The sequence below is a fragment of the Acinetobacter sp. TG2027 genome, assembly GCF_000302435.1.
Taxonomy (GTDB): Bacteria; Pseudomonadota; Gammaproteobacteria; order Pseudomonadales; family Moraxellaceae; genus Acinetobacter; species Acinetobacter pittii.
Genome location: NZ_AMJN01000040.1, coordinates 152,025 through 174,333 on the forward strand (window position 1 = coordinate 152,025; position 22,309 = coordinate 174,333).

Genomic DNA, 22,309 nt, shown 5'->3' on the forward strand with positions numbered 1-22,309 from the left:
AAAATGAAATATTTTTATTTTAAAGCAATATTATTGCTATCTGTAAGTCCATTTGTATATGCGGTAGACCCTCAATTAAATTCTAGTTTTAAAGTTCAGGCTAAAATTGAAAATGGATGCTCAATAGATAATATCGAACAAAAAATTGATTTTGGTCAGTATTCAGCTTTATCAAAAGATAAAGTCGTTTCTAATATTATAAATAGCAAAGAATCTTGGAATATTCGTTGTACTGAAAGCTTGCCCGTTAGTATTTCTATAGATGGTGGTGAAAATCTACAGAATAATATAAGGCGTATGAAAAATGGTTCATCTTCGAATTATTTGCCTTATAAATTATATAACTCTAGCAGTTTGTCTACTGAATATGTTGTCGGTAATAAATATTTATTACCTGCCACAACGCTTACAAACCGTCTGGCAAATTTTGAAATATATGGTGTCGTTGATTTAGAAAATAATAATGAACCACATACTGCTGGAATTTATAAAGATACTGTTTCAATAATGATTACATGGTGATTTGTATGAACAATTCTGCATTTATTAAAAATGGCATTTTAAAATCTTTTTTATTTGCAAGTACATTATCACTTGTTACACCTGTGATGGCGCAAGCAACTTTTTTAATTTGGCCCATTTATCCAAAAATTGAAGCCAATGAAAAAGCAACAGCGGTTTGGCTTCAAAATACCGGCAAGACCGATGCGATGGTGCAAATTCGGGTGTTTAAATGGAATCAAGATGGCTTAGAAGATAACTATAATGAGCAATCCGAAATTATACCAAGCCCGCCTGTAGCTAAAATTAAAGCAGGTGAGAAGCATATGCTTCGTTTAACCAAAAGCGTCAATTTGCCAGATGGCAAGGAACAGTCATATCGGTTGATTGTAGATGAGTTACCGATTCGCTTGTCTGATGGAAACGAGCAAGACGCTTCTAAAGTGAGTTTCCAAATGCGTTACTCAATTCCGTTATTTGCCTATGGAAAAGGTCTGGGTAGTGGTTTAACTGAAGAGAGCCAAAAAGCGAATGCTAAAAATCCTTTAGCCAAACCCGTTTTACAGTGGTCCGTCCGCAACAATGACAAAGGCCAGTCTGAGCTATATTTAAAAAATAATGGACAGAAATTTGCGCGTCTTTCGGCACTTAAAACTTCAAAAACTGGCAATGATATTTCTTTAGGGAAAGCTGCTTTTGGCTATGTTTTATCGAATAGTACCGTGAAGTTTGCTATTGATAAGTCGACTGCAAATGAATTGTTAAAAACTTCTAAAATTTATGGTGTTGATAGCTCTGGCATAAAACAAGAGTTGATCGAAATCACCAAAATGGAGGATCCAACATGATCCTTCGGCATAATAATTTATGCAAAAGTATTTTGCTAATTTTGTTGTCGGGTGGATGCTTAAATATTCCAAATGTTGCTGTTGCTGGCGATTTGCCTCCACCACCGAAAGATATTAACGAAATTAATCAATTGTTTAAGCTATATCTAGACTTGGTTGTAAACCAATATTCAGTTCAGCAGGTTGTGCCCGTCATTGTTAAAAATGATGAGTACTTCATACAAAAAAACAAGCTGATCGATGAGTTAGAAATTCAAATTCCTCAGGAGCTACTAACAAACAACGAGACTGCTTTAACCAATCAAGATATCTTAACTTTGGGGTTTAGTGGTGATGCAAGTGACTGGATATCTTTAGATAAGTTGAAAGATGTAAGCTATGAATATCAATCATCAAACCAATATTTTAAGCTTAACTTTCCACCTGCTTGGATGCCGACTCAAGTTTTAGGTAAAGACTCATGGTATAAGCCTGTCGTTGCTCAGTCTGGTATAGGGCTGCTCAATAACTATGATTTTTATACTTATAGACCCTATCAAGGTGGTTCAACCAGTAGTTTATTTACTGAGCAGCGTTTTTTCTCTCCGTTAGGGGTTATTAAAAACTCTGGTGTCTATGTCAAAAATCAATACAAAAATGAAGGTAACGCCGAGTCTTTAGACAATGACGGCTATCGTCGTTATGACACATCTTGGCAATTTGATAACCAAAATAACGCTACATCTTTTGTACTAGGTGACATTATTACAGGTAGTAAAACGACTTGGGGAAGTTCTGTCCGTCTAGGTGGTTTTCAGGTACAGAGAAATTATTCAACTCGCCCCGATTTAATTACCTATCCATTGCCACAGTTTATTGGGCAAGCCGCGTTGCCAAGTACAGTCGATTTAATTATTAATGGTCAAAAGACCAGTTCAACAGAGGTACAGTCTGGACCATTTATTTTAAACAATGTTCCTTTTATTAATGGTAAAGGGGAAGCCGTTGTGGTCACGACCGATGCAGTCGGACGTCAGGTTACAACAGCGGTCCCATTTTATATTTCTAATACTTTGCTCAAGCCCGGCTTATTTGATTACTCATTGTCTTTAGGGAAAATCCGTGAAGAGTACGGACTTAAGAACTTTTCTTATGGAAAATTTGCAAGTGCAGCCGATGCCCGTTATGGGGTCAATGACTGGTTTACTGTAGAAGGTCGCACAGAACTTTCTTCAGACTTACAGCTATTGGGTGCAGGGTCTGTACTCAAGCTTGCAAACTTAGGTGTGCTGAGTGCTTCTTTTAGCCAAAGTAAGGCCGATAAGTCTATGTCTGAAGATCGAGCTAAAGATTTAGAGGGTAATCAATATACGGTCGGGTACAGCTATAACCGTAATCGGTTTGGTTTTAGTATTAACCATAACCAGCGCGATGATGAATATACCGATCTTTCACGGCTGCAATATAGCAATTTAATTTCGGTCAATAGCAATAAAAGCTTAACGGCCAATACTTACTTTGCGACCAAAAACTCAGGCACATTTGGCGTCGGTTATATTAATACTAAGGCGAATGACTTTAAAAACCGCTTCTTAAACTTGTCATGGGCACCTGTTTTACCGACTTATATGAATGGTGTGACCGTTTCATTAAGTGCCAACCGTGACTTTATCGAAAAAGAGTGGAGTGCTGCATTTCAGCTTTCGATACCACTGTTCCAACGAAACGCGACTGTGAACTCGGGTTATGCATTTAATAAAGAGGGCGATACGGGTTATGTTAATTTCAACCGTTCTGTACCGTCTGAGGGTGGTGTGGGTGTCGACTTGACCCGACGCTTTAATGAAAATAGTGAAGATTTAAATCAGGCACGTGTCAATTACCGCAATGGTTATATCAATACCGACTTTGGTATGTCTGGAAACCATGACTATAACTATTGGTTTGGTCTATCTGGTTCAGTTATTTATATGGGGGGTGAGATATTTGCTTCAAACCGTTTAGGCGATTCTTTTGCATTGGTCGATACCAACCAAGTACCAGATGTTTTGGTTAGATACGAAAACAGTTTAATTGGTCGTAGTAATAAAAAAGGCCATATTTTTGTGCCATCGGTGACGCCTTATTATTCGGGTAAATATAGCGTCGACCCAATCGATTTACCTTCAAACTTTACAATCACGCAAGTTGAACAACGTATTGCTGCTAAACGCGGCTCGGGTGTTGTGATTAAGTTCCCAGTTCATCAGTCTATTTCTGCTAACGTTTATTTAACTCAAGCAGACGGCAAACCGATACCTGTTGGTTCAATCGTGCATAGAGCTGACCAAGAGTCGTCTTATGTGGGAATGGATGGCATTGTCTATTTAGAAAATTTAAAAGCGAACAATACCGTAACTGTTCAACGTTCGGATCAGAGCGTATGTAAGGCAGATTTTTCTGTAGATGTAGAGCAAGCCAAGCAACAAATTGTGGTGGTTAAGCCTGTTACGTGTCATGAGGTATCTTTACCATGAAAATAAAAACAAAAAAATTACTCAGCCATTTATGTATGTTTTCTGGACTGATGTTGGCTGGAAATTTGGCTCATGCTGCATGTAGTGTGAGTGCTTCCGGTTCATCTACTATTTCGGTTCCGTCTATTTACCTAATGGAAAACGGTGAGAATTCTTCACAGTTTAATTCTGGTTTGTCATGTACGGGTTTTAGTCTGGCTTTAGCAAACATGACATATCTAAAATATCGAGTTGAACAAATGTCGAATTCGTTTACCAACGCTCAAACCGGAGAAAAGCTCAATGCTGTTATTTTAGATAGTAACAATGAAATCATTAGCTTAGGCCAAGAAAAAGACATGAGTAGCTTTACACTGGTCAATCTTTTTAGCGGGCCAGATGGTAATTTGCCTTTTTATATACGCCTTCCGGCTGGGCAAAGCGTATCACCTGGTGTTTATCAGGCTGATTCACCGTTAAAAGTAAAATGGTTCTATTCGGTACCAGGGGTTGCTATTGCCGGAATCGGTATATTCTTTGAAAGCCCAGGATTTAAACGCGGGGTATTGGGTATCGGTTTTAACTGGGGAACTGGAACAGACTCGCTTGGTTCACTGTCAATTACTGTACTTCCGGACTGTCGAATTTTAGCTCAAGACGTAAACTTTGGTACAGCAGCGTTTGCTTCCAAGCTTGAACCTGTCCAGTCTTCTATGGGAATCCGTTGCTCGGTAAATACCCCATACTATGTCAGTTTAAATAATGGACTTTCCCCTCAAAATGGCGACCAACGAGCTATGAAGTCGCAAACTGGTAATACATTTTTAAAATACGATATTTTCAAGAACTCATCGAATGATCGATGGGGAAGTGGTAACGAGCGTTGGTCGAGTTTAAATGCGACTCTTAACCCCGGTGTACATAACGGAGTGACGCAGCAGAGCTATGTGTTTACCACAAAAATTGTTGATGAAAATGCAGACACGATCCCTGCGGGAACTTATCAAGACACGGTCACGGTACAAGTCGAGTTTTAAAATTTGTTTGGTTTGGTGTGAAAGATAAAAGCTCAGTTCATGGGCTTTTTGTCTTTAAATAGAATATGAAATTTCTGGTTCTTATAAACCTATTCCAGTTCCAATTGATTATCATCTTTGGTAATTTTAATTTTTAACTTCTTATATTTTCGCTTATTTGGATCTAGGGCTGAGTTCATCACTTCATCTGCAAAAGGCGGGCACTGCATCAATTTTGCATAAGCCCTATAGCCGATACGTATACGAGTAGGCGGGCAATCGGTTCTTTTTGAGTAGTATTCAATGAGTGAGTTCAGTTCTTGTAATAAAGTTTGCTGTTCCATCATACATACTTAACAATTAGATGACTTAAGCATAATAGACTTAGTCGTTTAGCGGAATATGCCTTTAAAATGTACAGCTATATAAATTGTGATGTAGTTCTCTAAAACACATATTTTATGTATGAAGTTTGTTTAGGAGAGATTTTGGATGTTTTTTTAATCGGATTGTCACAAAGAAAGGTTAATTTAAAGTCATAACAAAAATTGATGAAGATTGTTGCGAACAATAAAATCAAAAGCAATTTTCACAGACGTGGTCGTGAGGTAATTAGGGCTAATTCGAAAGAGTTGGCTTTTTTGTTTTAGTGCATTTGCTTAGATCAAGATGTCCTTTATTAACATTCAATTGCAAATTATCAAGTTCTAATATGGAACTTAATTTTTTAAGTAGATAAAAATAAAGGATCTTAAAAATGTTAATCTCAAGCGATAGATTACCAAAGAGTTTTAAAGACAAAGCCAATCAAAAGGTTGCCAAACTTTCAGGCTCATTGTTGGGAGCTGTTACACCAGAACGACAAGCAACATTGCCAAAAGAGTTTGAACTCAGTCCTCATACGCTTTATAAGCGCTTTGGTAGTACACATTACGGGGTCATGATTCCTGACTTACCTGAACCATTTCGATATTTATCTTGGGCTTCGGTATTAGGTTATGTTGGATTTACGATTACAGATACCAACTATCAAATGTCTAAAGATGGAAAAGGGGATACAGCTTCTTTGGTACATGGAACAGCATTATCGACAACGCCTGAGGCCTACAGGACATTTTCAATCAAAAATGATATCAAGTTTAACCAAACTCCTTTCGCTATTAATTTTGACAATCAAAGTGTCATGCATGAGGATGGTGATGGATTTATATTAATTACTAAAAGAGAAGATTTAGAACTAGAACTTCATTTAAAGCCTACTAAAGCTATTTCATGGTTTGCCTATAGTACTTTTTATAAACATTTCAGTGTCTTGATGCATTATGAAGGCTACATTAAACAAAAAGGCAATAGTGAGACTGTTCAAGGGCTTTGTACGCTTGAGTCTTGGAAAGCTGTAGCGACCTCAATGCTCAAAAACAAATGGTTAGTTGAGAATATTCAACTCCCTGTAAAAGTCTTTAGCTATCAAGTTATTAATATTGACAATGAACAGCAGTTATTACTGGCTTTTATTTGCTATGAAGACCAACCCATTTTGACTTCTGTTTACTATCGTCATATTGATGGAACATCAATCCAATACAACGGCGATATACTTTTTGAAGTAACCAGTCTTCAAGAAGAACCACAGATTACACCTGATGGTTTTCCAATGAGTTTACCAAATACTTTTCGCTGGGCTGCTTATCACAACAATCAAAAGGTTCTAGATATTTCAGCACATGTAGACACTCCATATTGTTTTGGATTGGCTGCTGGTTTCGTTTCTTCTTATGCATGGCAAGGTGAGTTCTATGATCAGCCATTAGTAGGAAGGGGCTATATGGAATATATTGACCGAAGATAAAATCGTTTTAAAACTTAGTTGTTTATCTACAGCTTTAAGCGAACTAGAAAATATCTGTTTTATAAACTCAATTTAACAATAGATTTTAATTATTTATCCTTACTTTTTAATGATCTATTTTAAAACAGATGTCATTTTGTGTGCTTGACTGAAATAGGGTTGGGCACTATCCTTTGCCTGCTGGCCTACATTGCCAGTCGGTTTTAGCAGACCGTCTACAAAAGGCGCACAACAATGCTGTTTTGGTTTTTGTGCGTTCTCTTAAGTCACGCCTTTATGGTGAGGCTAGGAGGGACACCTTCGGGTGTGCTGGTTTCCTTTTGTACCAGTCTGCTAACCCTTCTAGTCTTGCCACCATTATTTAGCAGTAATTGGTAAGACTCTTCTAAATCAAAAGGAGTCCGCCGTTATGCGTACTATTTCTTCTCTCTCGTTGGCAACCTTTGCCAAATTCTCTCTATCCATACCGTTTAAACAGTCTTTAAAACGATTTAACCGACTATAGGTTTCTACACCTTAAGAATCGTTACGACTAAAACATAGCAACAATAAACCAGAGATAGGTGAGCACACCATTATTGTGCGGTTTTTGCATGCCTGTATTTAGCACTCATTTTAAGAGTGACGGCATTTCTATCTCTTTTATATACAACAAAAAATTATTTTAAGCGGTATACATGAAAAATTTAGAAGTTTCATTTAGAGCAACGCGAGCGCTTTACACAGCAGCAGATTTATTTAAACAATATGGCTTCAACAAAGTCGGGGTGGACCGAATTGTTAGTGAGACTAAAATTTCTAAAGCCACTTTTTACAACTACTTTCACTCCAAAGAAAGACTGGTTGAAATGTGTTTGTTGGTTCAAAAAGAACACTTAAAAGAAAAAGTGAGAGCGATAAGTGAATCTCGTCAATATCCAGATTTGTCTCTTACGCTTAGACAAATTTACCTTTTACATGCGGACTTAAAAGGGGCGTATTACCTGTTGTTTAAAGCGATTTTTGAAATTAAACAGCTTTATCCAAATGCATATCAAACCGCAATTCGCTATAGGCGATGGCTTAAAAATGAAATTTTCTGGGTTCTGCGAGAATCTAAAAAAAGGGCTACGTATGAAGAATCGGATATTTTTGTATTTATGATTGATGGTGCGATTTTTGGGCTTTTAGGTTCAAGCCAAAATGAAGAGCCTGATGAGTTGCTGACTTACTTTTTAAAGATAAATGTTCAAATTGAACCATTAAATTGAAAAACTGAAATAGCAAATTAAAGAACAGAAAGGAAAAAGTGAGGCTGCTAGAGCCTCACTTTATATAGGTGCTTATTTGCCTTTTTTAGTTTTTAAATACTCTGCATAAGCTTCATCTGCAAAGCGTCTTAAAGAATCACCAATTGCGGCATATTGGTATTCATTTAGGTTAGCTAAAGATGCACGGGCAGAAGGATGCTGCACACCGAAGCCAGAACCCGGCAATAAAACCACACCTGTTTCATCTGCTACTCTAAATAATAGCTCGGTCGGATTTTTATTTTTCATAACCCAATCTGCAAACTCATCTCCATAGAGAGTCCGTGATGTGTTTTCAAGGTTGACTAGCGTGTAATAATCAACAGCATTTGGATCTGTTGGAACCTCGACACCAAGCTGTCTATAAAGTGCTGCATCGCGTTCACGAACAACAGATTTAACTGCTTTTTTATAGCTTTGGCGTGAGTCCATCATATTAAATAGTGCAAATAAAACCATTTGAACTTGTTGTGGGGTAGACAGACCAGCGGTATGGTTCAAAGCAACATTTCGGCTATCGGCAACTAAACGGTCAATAAACTTAATGCTTGCTGGGTCGGTAGTTAAAGATGAATAGCGCTCTTCAAGCTCTTTCTTCTCTTTTTTCGATAAGTTCGCAATTTGTTTATCAAGCACATTGTTATTTGAAAGTGCAATGACACCGAGTCGCCAACCAGTCGCACCAAAGTATTTAGAGAACGAATAAACCAAAATTGTATTGTCAGGACAGATTGCAAATAGTGATTTGAAGTTATCTGCAAACGTACCGTAAACGTCATCGGTCAAAATAATCAGATCAGGGCGTTTTTTGACGATATCAGCTAAAATCGCAAGACCTTCATCACTCATTTTTACTGATGGCGGGTTACTTGGGTTGACTAAAAAGAAAGCTTTAATAGATGGATCTTCTAATTTCCTAAGCTCCGACTCAGGATATTGCCAACCGAGTTTAGGGTCAGCTTCAATTAATACTTCTTCAAGCTGGTAGTCATTGAGTTTTGGAATCTCAAGATATGGTGTAAAAATAGGGCTACCAATGGCAATACGGTCGCCATTTTTGATAATTTTATTTTCTTTTAATGAGTTAAAAATATAGGCCATTGCGGCTGTTCCGCCTTCGACCGCAAACAGATCTAAGTCTCTTTTTTGCATGCCTTGTACGCCCATTTCCCTTAAGACGTACTCTTTAATAATTGTTTCACTCACTCGAAGCATTCGGTCTGGTACTGGATAGTTACAGCCTAAAATCCCTTCAACCATTTCAAGTAAAAAAAGATCTGGGTCTAAGCCTAACTGGTCGCGCACATAAGACACGGCTTTGCCTAAAAAGACCACACCGGGTTTGTCACGGTTTTCCAAAATGAAGTTATCAAAACGTGACTGGAGTCCAACGGGGCGCGGGAAGCCACCTAAACCTTCCGGCATATAGGAAAATGAAAATTCGGATTCGGTCGCAGAAAACAAACCCAGTTGAAAGAACGCTCTACGTGGGATGGTAGCAAGAAAGTTCGGATTACCACGCCCAGCATTTAGCATCATTCGGTCAGTTCTGCTTTGAGCTAATTCTATTAAATTATCTTTTAGTTCAAATGGGCTGAGTTTTGCGTATTTAGAATAATCGACTTTCCCCATGGGACGTCTCCTTAATTATAGTGAGATGAATAAAATTTCTAATTCAATGTATAAAATCAGGCCAAGCCTACGATTAGTGGTCCGAGCAAGGTTAAGAACACATTTGCCAAGGCATAGGTAATTGCAAATGGAACAGTCGGAATCGAGTTTCCTGCTTTGTCTAAAATTGCCCCAAATGCAGGGTTTGCACTACGTGAACCGGATAGTGCGCCTGCCATCACTGCAACGTTGTCATAACGCAGAACATAACGAGCAAAGAGCATGGAAAGTAGGAGAGGAACCAGTGTTACCACTACTCCAATCATAAAGAGTGAAAGACCACTTTCTTTAATCGTTTGAATAGCTTGTAAACCTGATTGTAAGCCGACAGCAGCAACGAAGCCTGCAAGTCCCAAATCTTTAAGAAGCTGTGAAGCCGCTAAAGGCATATTGCCATGTACTTGATTTCGACTTCGAATCCAACCAAAGAGCAGACCTGATAGTAAAGCTCCGCCACCCGCACCAAGAGTTAAGGGCACATCACCTAAACGAATCACAAAAAGACCAATCACTAAGCCGACCACAAGGCCAGCACCATGGAAAATCCAGTCCGTTTTTAAGCTTTCAGGTAGGGCTTTACCTGCTTCTTTCACCAAGCGGTCAAGGTCGCTTTTTGTACCGTATACGGTGACCACATCGCCTTGGCGTAAAACGGTGTCATCACTTAAAGGTTGTGGCTCATCCTTACGTTTAATCGCAAGTACATAAATACCGTGCTTTAAATACGCAGGCGTATTGGCCTTAATGTCTCCTAAAGTACGGTTGAGATATTTGGAATTTCTTAGGATGACATCGCTGGTATCCATAATCATTTCCATACCTTGCGATGACTGTAATTCGCTACCGATTTGCTCGGCAACTGAAACTACATTGGCACGGCGACCAACCAGTAAAATGACATCGTCTGTTTGTAAAGTTAGTTCAGGAGCAACATCAATAAACTGATCTTTACGTTTTAACCGTTCAATCGTAATACTCGGCTCTTTTGCTTCAATTTCCGCAATAGTTTGTCCATTGGCTTGTTTAACTTTATAAATACGGCCAACAATTTCAGGCATTGCCAGTTCTTGACCTGGGGCTAATTCAAAAGCACCTTTGAGTCGTTCACTCTGAGCTTTTAAAGCATCGTCGTGAATTTCTTTACCCATAAATTTAGGCAAGATGTTCACACAGACAATAATTGCTCCCAATGAACCGAAAATGTAAGTGACTGCATAGCCAATCGCGACATTTGCTTGAAGTCTTTGAATTTCTGCAAGTGGGAGATCGAGTCTAGAAATTGCATCTCCCGCAGTCCCAATAATCGCTGATTGAGTCATGCCACCCGCAGCGAGACCCGCAGCCAAACCTTTATCGAGATGAAAAATTTTAGCCATCACTAAAACAGTGACTAAACCACACACTGCCATGAATACTGCTAATAAAATTTCTTTTATTGACTGTGGACCCAGTGATTTAAAAAACTGAGGGCCACTTTCAAAGCCTACTGCGTAAATGAAGAGAGCAAATAAAATTGCTTTAACGCCGTTATCGACAGGTACGCCAATAAGGCTTAAAACAACTGCGACGAGTAAGGAGCCTGCGACCCCACCAAACTGAAATTTTCCAAACTGGAATTGTCCAATCCAGAAGCCTATTGCGAGTGATAAGAACAATAATATTTCGGGGCTGTGCTTTAAAACACCTTGTAACCATTCAATCATTTTGATCTCACTTTTATTATTAGCTCTATCTTTAATATATAAATTTATTTATTTTTCATTTTTAAAATACAGTATGAAAATTACTTAAGCAAACCTTTAAGTTTGGTGGTTTTCTTAAGTTTAATTATAAGAATTAATGAGTTTAAAATGCTTGTGATCTAAGGTCTGGTGGTAATTCTGAGTATTTAAATCAACTATTAATTTTTTAATAAAAGGTAAAATTTATTTACAATAATATAAAGAATATTTTATGAGATTAAAGTGTATTGCTTATATATAATTTTGAAAATAAGTTTTTAATATATTGATATTTAAATAATTAATTTTTAATTGCTAAACTGGTCTTAATTTTTATATAAATTAAAAAACAATCTACTTAAAATTGGTTTTTTGATAATTGTGTCGCATAAATTAATTTTTAATATACTTAAATTAATCTTTATAATGATATTTATTTTTAAAGAAAAATATAAGATTTGAAATTGCCGTTCTTAAATGGAATGTATATTTGAATATAGAAGTGATTAATTTTTTGGTTTTATATTCTAATTAAAATTATCATATTAAAAAGAGAGGGTTATAGGTATTAAAAAACTTTAGAAATACTCTATGACTGCTCATATTTTTAAGTAAATCTCTGTCCGCGTGTATAACCAATACGCTATTCTTTCGTACTGTTTTCCCAATGACTCACATGCCGTACTGTTCAGAAATGCTAAATTTTTGATGGTTTCGTGCTGTCACATGCTGATCTAAGATATGTTGGTCATAAAACTGTGTTATCTCAGCTTAAGCCTTTGACTTTTAGGTTCTATTTTAATTTGGCCACAGAATTTGTACAGATTATTCAGCAGTTTCAATAATATATTGAACAGTACACGGTAATTTTCATCTCAAAATTTATGATGACTTGGATAGTTTTTCGATTGATTTATATTTTAATTTACCTTAGTAATAAAAAGAGTTTTGTGTGACACAGTTAAAACTATAAATCTCAGAGTATAACTATGAAGCTTAAAGAATTAGCAGGTTGTGAGGAGTGCGATACTGTCTATCGTAGAACCCCGCTTGCTTATGGAAAAAGAGCTTATTGCTTATGCTGCGGTGCCGAACTCTATCGGCACACCAAACCTTTTTCGACGCTGTTGGCTTTAATATTAACGGCATTAATCGTATTTATTATTGCCAATAGCTTTCCTATCGTAAAAATTGAATTGCAGGGCAACATCTCTGAAACCACCTTACTGGGTGCGGTCTGGGTGATGTTCCATTATGATCGGGCTTTTGTTGGCATTCTTATTTTAATCACTACTTTTATTGTGCCGCTTTCCTATCTGTTATTACTTTCCTATGTGTTGGGCACAGTAAGTGTATTGAAGAAAAGACCCACATTTTTAGTGTTTGCCTTACGTACACTTTATTTTATGAGAGTGTGGGGAATGGTTGAGGTGTTCTTAATCGGGATCTTGGTCACGCTTGTGAAGTTGATAGGAATGGTGTTGGTGATTCCCGAGATTGCGTTATGGGCATTTGCGATCTTAAGTGTATTGTTGGTTTATATTACTTCCATAAAGGTGAGTGATATATGGAACGAAATTGATAGGTCACTGCCATGAAAACGATAAAAAATGTGACCCAAACACAAAGCTCGCAGCAAGGGTCAGTGCTTAAGCAATACCCAAGAGCCAAAGATCTCTCATTAATTGTCTGTCACTGCTGTGGCGTCGTAAATTCTGCTCAAAATGAAAAGAGACGACTCAACCAAAGCCATCAGGTGTTACGTTGTATTCGTTGTAATAGCGTTCTGCATTCACGTAAACCAGCGAGTTTGAATCGAACTTTTGCTTTAGTGGTGGCTGCGACTATTCTCTATATTCCAGCCAATGTGCTTCCAATGACGGTGACTGACTCACTGTTGGGTAGCCAGCAAGATACCATCATGAGTGGGGTCATTTACTTTTGGCAAAGTGGAGACTATCTGGTTTCAGTGGTCATTTTCATGGCCAGTATTTTTATTCCCATGTTGAAGCTACTAATTTTGTATTTTTTATTGGTGGCGGTATATCTTCAACAATCGTCAGCTTGGAAGTTTTTACCTGAGCAATGCGTTAAATTATATCGAGTTGTCGAGTTTATTGGCCGTTGGTCAATGATTGACGTATTTGTGGTGGCACTCTTAACAGCACTCATTCAGATTCAATCGCTTGCTACCATTTTAGCAGGGCCGGGTTCGATTGCTTTTGGTGCGGTTGTGGTGTTAACCATGTTTGCATCGTTAAGTTTTGACCCACGACTTATTTGGGATAACTTCTACGCATCTCAAAATACAAATAAGCCTTCTACTTTTGCCTCAAACACAACCAAGATTATTCAGGCAGAACACCCGCCGTTGAATAATGATTCCATTAATCCCAGTCAATAAAAGAACAATGAGTATGTCTGAAAATGAAATAACCCCTGGTAACTCAGATCGTCGTGATCCAGATGTTGAACTGGATAGCATGAATGATTTGCCAGAACCCCAAGAAAAGAAAAGTCGGTGGAAGCCTCTTTTAATTTGGCTCATTCCATTGATTGCTCTTTCAATCGCGCTTTCATTAGCGATAAAAGCGCTCTTGTCTCACGGCCCTACCATTGACGTATCTTTTAGAACGGCTGAGGGATTGGTCGCAGGTAAAACAACGGTCCGTTATAAACAGGTGGATATTGGTGTAGTACGCCAGATTGATCTTTCAGAAGACCGTTCACACGTGATTGCCAGAATTGATTTGCGTAAAGATGCGAGCAACTTTGCCGCAAAAGATTCACGCTTTTGGGTCGTGCGACCACGTATTGGGACGAGTGGGGTTTCAGGAATAGACACATTATTGTCAGGTTCATATATTGAAGTGGATGGTGGCAAGTCGGAAGAGAAAAAACTCGAATTTACTGGCTTAGAAATACCGCCAGTGATTACTTCCGATGTGCCGGGCAAAGAATTTTTCTTAAATGCAGATGACTTGGGGTCTTTAGATGTCGGTTCCCCAATTTATTATCGTCGAATTAATGTGGGCCAAATTACAGCCTATAAATTGTCTAACGATGGTAAAACTGTAGAGCTGCAAACTTTTATCCGTGCACCATATGACAAGTTTGTCACCACCGATGCACGTTTTTGGCAAGCGAGTGGTATTGATGTGAGCCTGAATGCTTCAGGATTTAGTTTAGATACTCAATCTCTGGCAAGTATTGTCGCGGGCGGTATTGCTTTTGGAATCCCTGAAAGCTCTCGTGCTACTACAGCGGCAAATCATAGTCGCTTTAATCTATGGGACTCGAAATCTGAGGCATTAAAAGAGCCTGACGGGCAACCTCGTGGTGTGATCATGTACTTTGATCATTCATTACGTGGACTGTCTGTAGGCGCGCCAATTGATTTCATGGGTATTGAAATTGGTAATGTTAAATCGATTAATGCAGAGTTTTATAACAACTATAAGCAGATTCGTATGCGTGTTGAGGCGGTCATCTATCCGTCACGCGTTGAGAATGGACAGGCACTCAATCCAAACAGCAATATTTTCAAAGATTTTGTTGAACATGGATGGCGTGCTCAAATGAGAACAGGCAACTTGCTCACGGGTCAAAACTATATTGCTCTAGATAAGTTCCCTAAAGCTAAACCAGCCACATTACAAATTTTGAGTGATGACCGTGTGGTGATTCCAACTACACCAACTGAACTGAGTGGCTTACAAGCACAAGTTTCTCAGATTGCTGATAAGTTAACCAAATTCCCGTTAGTTGAGATTGGGCAAGATGTACGTAAAACGCTCAACAATATGAACACAGCCATTGAGTCTACCGACAAACTGGTTAAACAGTTAGATGGAAAAGTTGCACCTGGTTTACAAGCAACCTTAGACGATGTTCGTAAAACTGTAAGATCGTCTGAGTCTATTTTGTCGAGCGATGCGCCGTTACAACAAGACGTACGTAAAGCATTGCAGCAAATGACACGTGCAGCTGCTTCATTACAGTTAATGGCAGACTATATTGAGCAACATCCTGAATCAATTATTCGTGGTAAAACACCAGAGACCGATGATGAAAAATAAAAACACTCTATCTTTTCAACATCCTAAAGCAGCCAAATGGCTGCTTGGGAGCGGCCTGTTTTTAACGGCAGTTGCCATGACGGCATGTTCGAGTTCGCCAACGCCAAACTATTATACGATGTCCCCTAAAATTACTGCGGCTACAAAATCAACTGTGCAGGTGATTGAGGTATTACCTGTCGGGATTCCAGACCGATTGGACCGTGCACCTTTGGTACTCCAAGACAGTAGTGGTAAGTCTACGGTGTTAAATAATGAACGCTGGACATCGACCATGGGGACGCAATTACGCGATACCTTGTCGGCGGGTTTGCAGCAAAAATTAGGAGCAATCGACAGTTATAGCAGTGGACTAGCTGGAAACAACCAACCTTTATATCGAGTTTCTACAGACTTTTCTCATTTTGATATTGTAGATAAAAGCTATATTAATATTGCGGTGTCTTGGGTGGTGAAGCGTCAAATACAGCCCACTCAATTAGAGTCAAATAATGCAAAAGTCATCACGAATGCAGGATCTCAGCTCAATTGTCGAATTGCTTTTAAGCAGCCGATTGATCAAAAAACTAAAAAGATGGATGCGATTGTGAGTGCTTCAAGTGAAGCAATGACTCAAATTATTAATACGGTTTCTTCTTCAATTGTGGCGCTAGATTCAAACAAAAAATCGGTTATTAGCAATGGTGTTTGTTCGTAAAACGCATCTTTTTTAACCAACCCCTTTATTTGTGTACAACAGATAAAGGGGTTTTTTATTTTAATTGCCTCGATAGGTTGAGTAACCGTAAGGGCTAAGTAATAAAGGAATGTGGTAGTGATTTACGCTTCCGTCAACTTTAAAAATTACAGGTACTTCGGCAAAAAAAGTTTGTTGTTTGTTCTTTTTAAACCAGTCTTCAGTTTTAAAAGTAACTTTATAAACACCTTGCTCTAGTTTTTTATTTTCTGGATAGAGCGCAGTAATACGACCATTTGAATCGGTCACTTGCTGGTTGAGTTTAACCCATTGGTTATTGGTGTTTTTCTCTAAAACGACTTCAACCTGAGAAGAGGGTAAACCCGTTTCTAGATTTAACACGTGCACACTTAGCGGATTAGTTTGTGCAAATGTAGCCGAAGCTATAAATAACGAAGATAAAGCAATAAATGATTTAGTCATGATGAACTCCTTATGAATGAAAAACGGTTTCAATGGCTTTGCTTGCACATTGATTGTCATTTTGTGCGCCGCCAGCACCCGCAACCCCAATGGCTCCGATCACTTGGTTCTCAAAACGAACAGGTACGCCACCGCCTAACAAAAGTAAATTTGCTACGGTAGTTAAATTTTTTGCATCGGGGTTTTGATTACTGTTTTGGCTTAAAACTAAGGTCGATGTTTTGGTAGATAACGCGGTATAGGCTTTTTTCTCGGCAGCCATTAAATTATGCGGACCCACCAGCTCATGCCGTTCGGCAGTTAATGGATTACCGCCACGATCTACAACAACAACCGCAATATTTTGGTTTAGTTTTTTACATGCCTCTTTCGCACTGTCGGCTAACAGGTGGGCAGTTTTGAGATCTAATGAATAAACTTGATTCAAAGCAGGGGGCTGTGCAAAAGTACTATTACCAAATAGCACGGCTGCTAACATCAGCCAGTTCAATTTTTTCATAATGATTGCCTCTAAGTCGCTTTGAAAATCTTAAACAAATTGCTTAATTTCAAGCATGACAATCACATTACAAAGTTGTCATCTTTCAAATGAGTCTCTACAAAATGCGTATCCTTATTATTGAAGACGAGATCAAGATCGCCACTTATTTGGTCAAAGGATTAAAAGAGTCTGGATATCAAGCGGAGTGTGTTCACTTAGGGCTGCAAGGTTTGGAAATGCTAAAGAGAGATCAATATGACTTGCTTATTCTTGACGTCATGTTGCCGGACATAGACGGCTGGAGCGTATTACAGGTTCTACGCCAGTTTTCAAAAATTCCGCTGATTTTCTTAACGGCGAAAGATCAGGTGATGGATAGAGTGAAAGGGTTAGAGTTGGGTGCAGATGATTACTTGGCTAAGCCTTTTTCCTATATTGAACTATTGGCACGTATCAAAAGTCTGTTAAGACGACAGCAATATCTGCAAGAAAATGAGCTATCTATTAGCGATTTAAAAATGGATGTGGTCAGTCATAAAGTATGGCGTAGTGGCAACTTAATTGAGCTGAGTAAAACCGAATTTAATTTGTTGCGTTATCTATTGCTCAACAAAGAGCAAATCGTGACACGCAGACAAATTGGTTCCGAAGTTTGGAACATTAACTTTGACACTGATACTAACTTTATTGACGTTGCAGTACGCCGTTTACGAAGCAAAATTGATGAGGGATATGAGTTAAAACTCATTCATACCATACGTGGCTTGGGCTATAAAATTTCGGTTAGCTTATGAACTTTAAATTTCTACGTTCTCTTGAAGTCCGTATTACATTACTGGTCACGCTTTGTTCTGCCTTAATTTTATGTTCCGTCGGCTTTATGACCTATTTGGGTATTAACCAGATTTTATTGAAGCAGCAAGATAAAGCTTTAGCAGATCGAATTAACCGTTTGGAAATTTTGTTGCAAGATAGCGAAAATGTAGAGCAAATCATTGCGCGTCCTAAGCTGTATCAAAACATGCTCGGCAACCAAGACAACTTGTTTCTGCTCATCCATAAAGATAAAACTTTAATTAATATCAATCCGCTCCATATTCAGTTACCTGAACTTGCACAGCGCGACAGTCTTCAATTTCAAGATTTAGCTAACAACTCATATCCAACGCGCATTGCTTGGAAATCCATAAAAATTAATAACGAACCTTATCTGCTCATTGCAGGTAAACAGTGGTCGGAACGCATCAACATTCTTTTACCTTTTCAAGAAAGTCTCTTGATGTATGTGGTCGGGGGGGTATTTGCAATCTTTGTGCTTTGTATTTTAGCTTGTCATCTAGGTTTAAGGTCGCTGCAACAGCTTCGCAAGCAAACTCATTCTATTAACGTAAATCAGCTACAAAAACGATTAAACCTCCCAAATTCACCTTTAGAAGTTGATCTGCTTTCCAAAGATATAAACCACATGCTTGAGCGTATTGAAAAGGGCTATACGCAGCTCAACCGTTTTTCTGAAGATATCGCTCATGAGTTCCGCACACCTTTAAATAATCTAATTGGGCAAACCGAGATTGCTTTAACTGGCGAACGTTCGGTTGAACAATATGAAGATTTACTGGTTTCTCATTTAGACGATTACCACAGATTAAAACGCATGATTGATAGCATGCTTTTCTTGGCAAGAGCCGATCAGAAAATGGTGCTTGTAAATAAACAAGAAATAAATATCCAAGATGTTATTGATAGGTTATGCCAGATTTTTGAATATCAGGCCGAGGAACAAGACTGTCATTTTAGTTTTAACTTAGAAGCTCAAACATTATTTGCAGATCCTGAGCTTTTTCAAAGAGCCGTTTACAACCTGATTTTAAATGCGTTGGTTCACGGTGGTGACAAGCGAACTATTTATATCGCAACAAAACATAAGATGATTGAGCATAAGCAATGGTTCAGCCTGACAGTGGTAACGGGAGGCATTTCAATTGCAGATCATCAACTTGAGCATCTTTTTGAAAGATTCTACCAATGCCACTCAAGTCGAAGTGATGAGAATCAAACAGGTGGATTAGGTTTATCGATTGTTGCTTCAATTATGGATTTACATCATGGCCGCTATCGAGTTTATAACACGGTTGAGGGTGTGTGCTTTGAACTTGATTTTCCAGTTGCAGATGCTCTAAAGAAATACAATTAAATCCTTATTAATGTTGCTTAATTTTTAAAATTCACACTTTGTTCACAGCCCTCTGACGTATGTTTAAACGTATGAAATAAACAGAAGAGGGCAATCATGAAATTATTATTTAAATCACTTGTCATCAGCAGTAGCCTTGCGGCGGTCAGTTTAATGCTTCCTTTGAGCACCTTTGCAGACACCAATACTAAACCTGTCGCTGTTGATTCTATTGATATTAATAAATACGCAGGTAAGTGGTATGAAATTGCGCATTTACCGATGTTTTTTCAGCGTAATTGTGTAGCCAATACAACTGCAAACTATTCTATTAACGCGGACAAAACCGTTGGTGTTTTAAATAGCTGTACGACAAAAAAAGGCGAAATGATCTCATCTGAAGGCGTTGCTTATCCGCAAAATGAAGGCAACAGTAAATTGAAGGTGAGCTTTTTACCTTCTGGTCTTAGATGGATTCCTTTTACAAAAGGCGATTACTGGGTTTTAAGAGTTGACCCAAATTATCAGGTCGCTTTAGTGGGTGGCCCAAGCCATAAATATTTATGGATTCTTTCTCGTAGCCCTCAACTTGATGAGGCGACATATCAATCTTATCTGCAAACCGCAAAAAGCTATGGCTACGACGTTTCTAAACTCGTTAAAACAACACAGTCTAAATAGTGAAATGCTGGTTGCGTAGATGCTTATATTTATCTCGTAACCGAGTGAACTTCACATAAAATTCATTGCGCATTTTCTAAATTAGAACCAAAAGAAATGCTTTAGATCAGGAAGAATCAATGTCTAAATTTTTTCTGCGCTGGATCGATAGCTGGTCAGATTCAGAAAATGCGCAAGTGGGTGCTTCTAGCGAATATGTCATTGAAAAGAAAATTCAATGGTTAAGAATTATTCCTTTTATTTTATTACATATCGCTTGTTTAGCAGCGTTTTGGGTGGGCGTATCTTGGTTCGCTGTGTTCTTCATGCTAGGGTTTTATTTTCTTCGCATGTTTGCAATTACTGCTTTTTTCCACCGCTATCTTTCGCATAAAACTTTTCAGACATCACGTATTGTTCAATTCATTTTTATACTGATCGGAACCATGAGTGCGCAGCGCGGACCTTTATGGTGGGCAGCACATCACCGTTATCACCATCACTTTACTGACACCGATCAGGACCCGCATTCAGCGAAAGCAGGTTTTTGGTATTCGCATGTAGGCTGGTTTTTAAATGAGCAAAATTTTGCTACTCGAAAAAAAGTCATTAAAGATTGGTTGAAATATCCAGAGCTGATTTGGCTAGACCGATTTAGTTTGCCTATTGTGATTTTGACGGCCTTAGCAATTTATGGATTAGGTTCATGGCTTGCGCAACATTTTCCTGAGCTGGGCACCAATGGCTTACAACTTTTAGTGTGGGGATTTGTGATTTCCACTGTTCTATTAACACATGCAACCTTGTGTATTAATTCACTCGCTCATCGTTATGGCTCACGTGAGTTTAATACCCCAGATGATAGCCGTAATAATTTTCTACTTTCTTTAATTACCTTGGGTGAAGGATGGCACAACAACCATCACTTTTACGCAGGCAGTGTGCGACAAGGCTTTTATTGGTGGCAGATTGATATCACCTTTTATGTACTTAAACTGATGTCTTTATTGGGATTGGTGTGGGGACTAAAGCCAGTACCAGACAAGGTTTATCAATATAAAAAGATTAAAAACCTATCGATAGAAAAAATTGAAAACGGTGAAGTGTTATGAAAATTGCCATTATTGGTTCGGGTATATCTGGACTTTACGCAGCTTGGAGATTGTCAGAACAACATCAAGTCACTGTGTATGAAAAAAATAACTATTTTGGCGGTCATACTGACACTCATGAGCTAGAGATAGAAGGCACTAAAGTCGCGGTAGATAGTGGTTTTATTGTGTTTAATGACTATAACTATCCGTTATTTACCGACATGCTTAAAAAATTAGGTGTAGAAACTCAAAGCAGCGATATGAGTTTTTCGGTGAATAATCTGGTCAGTGGACTTCAATATAACCCTTCAAAAAAATGGTCGCTTTTTGCCCGTCCGCAGAACTTTTTAAACCGAAAATTTCTGCAAATGCTCTCAGATTTGCTGCGTTTTTATGATGACAATAAAGATATAGATGTGGCGGATATCGATCCTAATTTATCGATTGAAGAGTATTTGGACCTTCACAAATATAGTCATGAGTTTCGTTATGAACATCTTTACCCGATGTGCGGTGCCTTATGGTCGGCACCCGTTGAGCAGGTAGGCCAAATTCCATATCGATTTGTCGTGAGCTTTTTTCAGCATCATCGCATGTTGCAGTTAAAAGAGCGGCCGCAATGGCAAACGGTTAAACATGGTTCAGCAAGCTATATTCGTGCTATTCAAAAGAATTGCCGATCCATTGAGTGGAAATTTGCAGAAGTAAAAGCTGTGAGCCGTTCACCAGAAACAGTTCTAATCGAAACCGTTGAAGGGCAAGAGCAATATGACTGGGTGATTTTTGCGAGCCATGCTGACGATAGCCTAAGTTTAATTAAAGATGCGTCGGAGCTTGAACAAGAAATATTAAGCCAATTTGGTTATCAAGATAATCGAATGGTGGTTCACCGTGATCTTTCAATTATGCCAAAAAGCCGTTTGCAGTGGGCAAGCTGGCATGTACATGTAACACCAAAATCTCAAGTTCAAAACGATGAGTCCGACATACATTATGGTTTTACCTACTGGATGAACAATTTGCAGAATTTATCCTGCGCTACTCAGGTTTTTTGCACTTTAAATCCGAATATGAAAATCAAAGCCGAAGACATTTTGGTTGAGCGGCAATACCGACATCCCGTATTTGATGCAAAAGCGATTCAAGCTCAATCTCGTTGGCACGAAATTAATGGGCAAAATCGGACTTCGTTTTGTGGAGCATATTGGGGCTGGGGCTTTCATGAAGATGGTGCCCGTAGTGCAGCACGTGTTGTTGAGCAACTCTTAGTGTTATAAGAATAAGTAAGGAGCTT

Annotated in this window: 20 protein-coding genes; 15 read left to right on the top strand and 5 right to left on the bottom strand. The window is 38.5% G+C overall.

The window, feature by feature from the left end; all coding sequences use genetic code 11:
* The first annotated feature begins 3 nt into the window (after positions 1 to 3).
* Genes B806_RS0110385 through csuE form a run of 4 tightly spaced genes read left to right on the top strand, consistent with a single transcriptional unit; the run spans position 4 to position 4,860 of the window.
* A complete protein-coding gene (locus tag B806_RS0110385; RefSeq protein WP_017386488.1) occupies positions 4 to 522 on the top strand; it encodes a spore coat U domain-containing protein in 519 nt (172 codons plus the stop codon).
* Positions 516 to 1,349, top strand: a complete 834-nt coding sequence (csuC, locus tag B806_RS0110390; protein WP_153565637.1) for a Csu fimbrial biogenesis chaperone CsuC — start codon at positions 516 to 518, stop codon at positions 1,347 to 1,349. Before B806_RS0110385 ends, csuC begins: the two co-directional genes overlap by 7 nt.
* Positions 1,346 to 3,844 (top strand): Csu fimbrial usher CsuD, encoded by a 2,499-nt coding sequence (csuD, locus tag B806_RS0110395; RefSeq protein WP_017402993.1) that lies wholly within the window; start codon positions 1,346 to 1,348, stop codon positions 3,842 to 3,844. The genes csuC and csuD overlap by 4 nt, the downstream gene beginning before the upstream one ends.
* Positions 3,841 to 4,860, top strand: a complete 1,020-nt coding sequence (gene csuE / locus B806_RS0110400) for a Csu fimbrial tip adhesin CsuE (protein WP_017402994.1) — start codon at positions 3,841 to 3,843, stop codon at positions 4,858 to 4,860. Before csuD ends, csuE begins: the two co-directional genes overlap by 4 nt.
* 89 nt (positions 4,861 to 4,949) lie before the next feature.
* Here the strand turns inward: csuE and B806_RS19935 are convergent, their stop codons facing one another.
* Entirely contained in the window at positions 4,950 to 5,183 is a 234-nt protein-coding gene (locus tag B806_RS19935; protein WP_016806139.1) for a hypothetical protein, read from the bottom strand.
* A 413-nt stretch (positions 5,184 to 5,596) separates the two neighbouring features.
* Between B806_RS19935 and B806_RS0110410 the strand changes: the two genes are divergently transcribed.
* Complete coding sequence (locus B806_RS0110410; protein ID WP_017386484.1) at positions 5,597 to 6,688, top strand: DUF6670 family protein; 1,092 nt, start codon at positions 5,597 to 5,599, stop codon at positions 6,686 to 6,688.
* Between the two features lie 677 nt (positions 6,689 to 7,365).
* Positions 7,366 to 7,938, top strand: coding sequence for a TetR/AcrR family transcriptional regulator (locus B806_RS0110415; RefSeq protein ID WP_017402995.1), 573 nt, complete (start codon positions 7,366 to 7,368; stop codon positions 7,936 to 7,938).
* Positions 7,939 to 8,010: 72 nt separating this feature from the next.
* Here B806_RS0110415 and B806_RS0110420 read toward each other — a convergent pair whose 3' ends face one another.
* A complete protein-coding gene (locus tag B806_RS0110420; RefSeq protein ID WP_002116631.1) occupies positions 8,011 to 9,609 on the bottom strand; it encodes a bifunctional aspartate transaminase/aspartate 4-decarboxylase in 1,599 nt (532 codons plus the stop codon).
* Positions 9,610 to 9,665: 56 nt separating this feature from the next.
* Complete coding sequence (gene aspT, locus B806_RS0110425) at positions 9,666 to 11,351, bottom strand: aspartate-alanine antiporter (protein WP_002116621.1); 1,686 nt, start codon at positions 11,349 to 11,351, stop codon at positions 9,666 to 9,668.
* A 1,007-nt stretch (positions 11,352 to 12,358) separates the two neighbouring features.
* Between aspT and B806_RS0110430 the strand changes: the two genes are divergently transcribed.
* The 4 genes from B806_RS0110430 to B806_RS0110445 are packed head-to-tail and all read left to right on the top strand — an operon-like array spanning position 12,359 to position 16,145.
* Positions 12,359 to 12,967, top strand: a complete 609-nt coding sequence (locus B806_RS0110430) for a paraquat-inducible protein A (protein ID WP_002116639.1) — start codon at positions 12,359 to 12,361, stop codon at positions 12,965 to 12,967.
* Positions 12,964 to 13,773: a paraquat-inducible protein A gene (locus B806_RS0110435; RefSeq protein ID WP_017402996.1), complete on the top strand. Its 810-nt coding sequence runs from the start codon at positions 12,964 to 12,966 to the stop codon at positions 13,771 to 13,773. The genes B806_RS0110430 and B806_RS0110435 overlap by 4 nt, the downstream gene beginning before the upstream one ends.
* Positions 13,774 to 13,780: 7 nt before the next feature.
* Entirely contained in the window at positions 13,781 to 15,448 is a 1,668-nt protein-coding gene (locus tag B806_RS0110440) for an MlaD family protein (RefSeq protein ID WP_029768978.1), read from the top strand.
* Positions 15,438 to 16,145: a PqiC family protein gene (locus B806_RS0110445; RefSeq protein WP_025466690.1), complete on the top strand. Its 708-nt coding sequence runs from the start codon at positions 15,438 to 15,440 to the stop codon at positions 16,143 to 16,145. The genes B806_RS0110440 and B806_RS0110445 overlap by 11 nt, the downstream gene beginning before the upstream one ends.
* 60 nt (positions 16,146 to 16,205) lie before the next feature.
* Here the strand turns inward: B806_RS0110445 and uraH are convergent, their stop codons facing one another.
* Together uraH and B806_RS0110455 are read right to left on the bottom strand one after the other, a co-directional pair.
* Positions 16,206 to 16,607: a hydroxyisourate hydrolase gene (uraH, locus tag B806_RS0110450; protein WP_000167347.1), complete on the bottom strand. Its 402-nt coding sequence runs from the start codon at positions 16,605 to 16,607 to the stop codon at positions 16,206 to 16,208.
* Between the two features lie 10 nt (positions 16,608 to 16,617).
* On the bottom strand, positions 16,618 to 17,085 hold the full coding sequence (locus tag B806_RS0110455; protein ID WP_014207181.1) for a heme-binding protein: 468 nt from the start codon (positions 17,083 to 17,085) through the stop codon (positions 16,618 to 16,620).
* Between the two features lie 125 nt (positions 17,086 to 17,210).
* Here B806_RS0110455 and B806_RS0110460 point away from each other — a divergent pair, with 125 nt between their 5' ends.
* From B806_RS0110460 to B806_RS19775, 5 genes are all read left to right on the top strand, one after another.
* Positions 17,211 to 17,882 (top strand): heavy metal response regulator transcription factor, encoded by a 672-nt coding sequence (locus tag B806_RS0110460; protein ID WP_017403000.1) that lies wholly within the window; start codon positions 17,211 to 17,213, stop codon positions 17,880 to 17,882.
* Complete coding sequence (locus B806_RS0110465) at positions 17,879 to 19,282, top strand: heavy metal sensor histidine kinase (RefSeq protein WP_017403001.1); 1,404 nt, start codon at positions 17,879 to 17,881, stop codon at positions 19,280 to 19,282. The genes B806_RS0110460 and B806_RS0110465 overlap by 4 nt, the downstream gene beginning before the upstream one ends.
* 96 nt (positions 19,283 to 19,378) lie before the next feature.
* Positions 19,379 to 19,942, top strand: a complete 564-nt coding sequence (locus tag B806_RS0110470; protein WP_000770558.1) for a lipocalin family protein — start codon at positions 19,379 to 19,381, stop codon at positions 19,940 to 19,942.
* 119 nt (positions 19,943 to 20,061) lie between these two features.
* Entirely contained in the window at positions 20,062 to 21,033 is a 972-nt protein-coding gene (locus B806_RS0110475) for an acyl-CoA desaturase (RefSeq protein WP_017403002.1), read from the top strand.
* Positions 21,030 to 22,292 (top strand): FAD-dependent oxidoreductase, encoded by a 1,263-nt coding sequence (locus tag B806_RS19775; protein WP_017403003.1) that lies wholly within the window; start codon positions 21,030 to 21,032, stop codon positions 22,290 to 22,292. Before B806_RS0110475 ends, B806_RS19775 begins: the two co-directional genes overlap by 4 nt.
* The last annotated feature ends 17 nt before the right edge of the window (positions 22,293 to 22,309 follow it).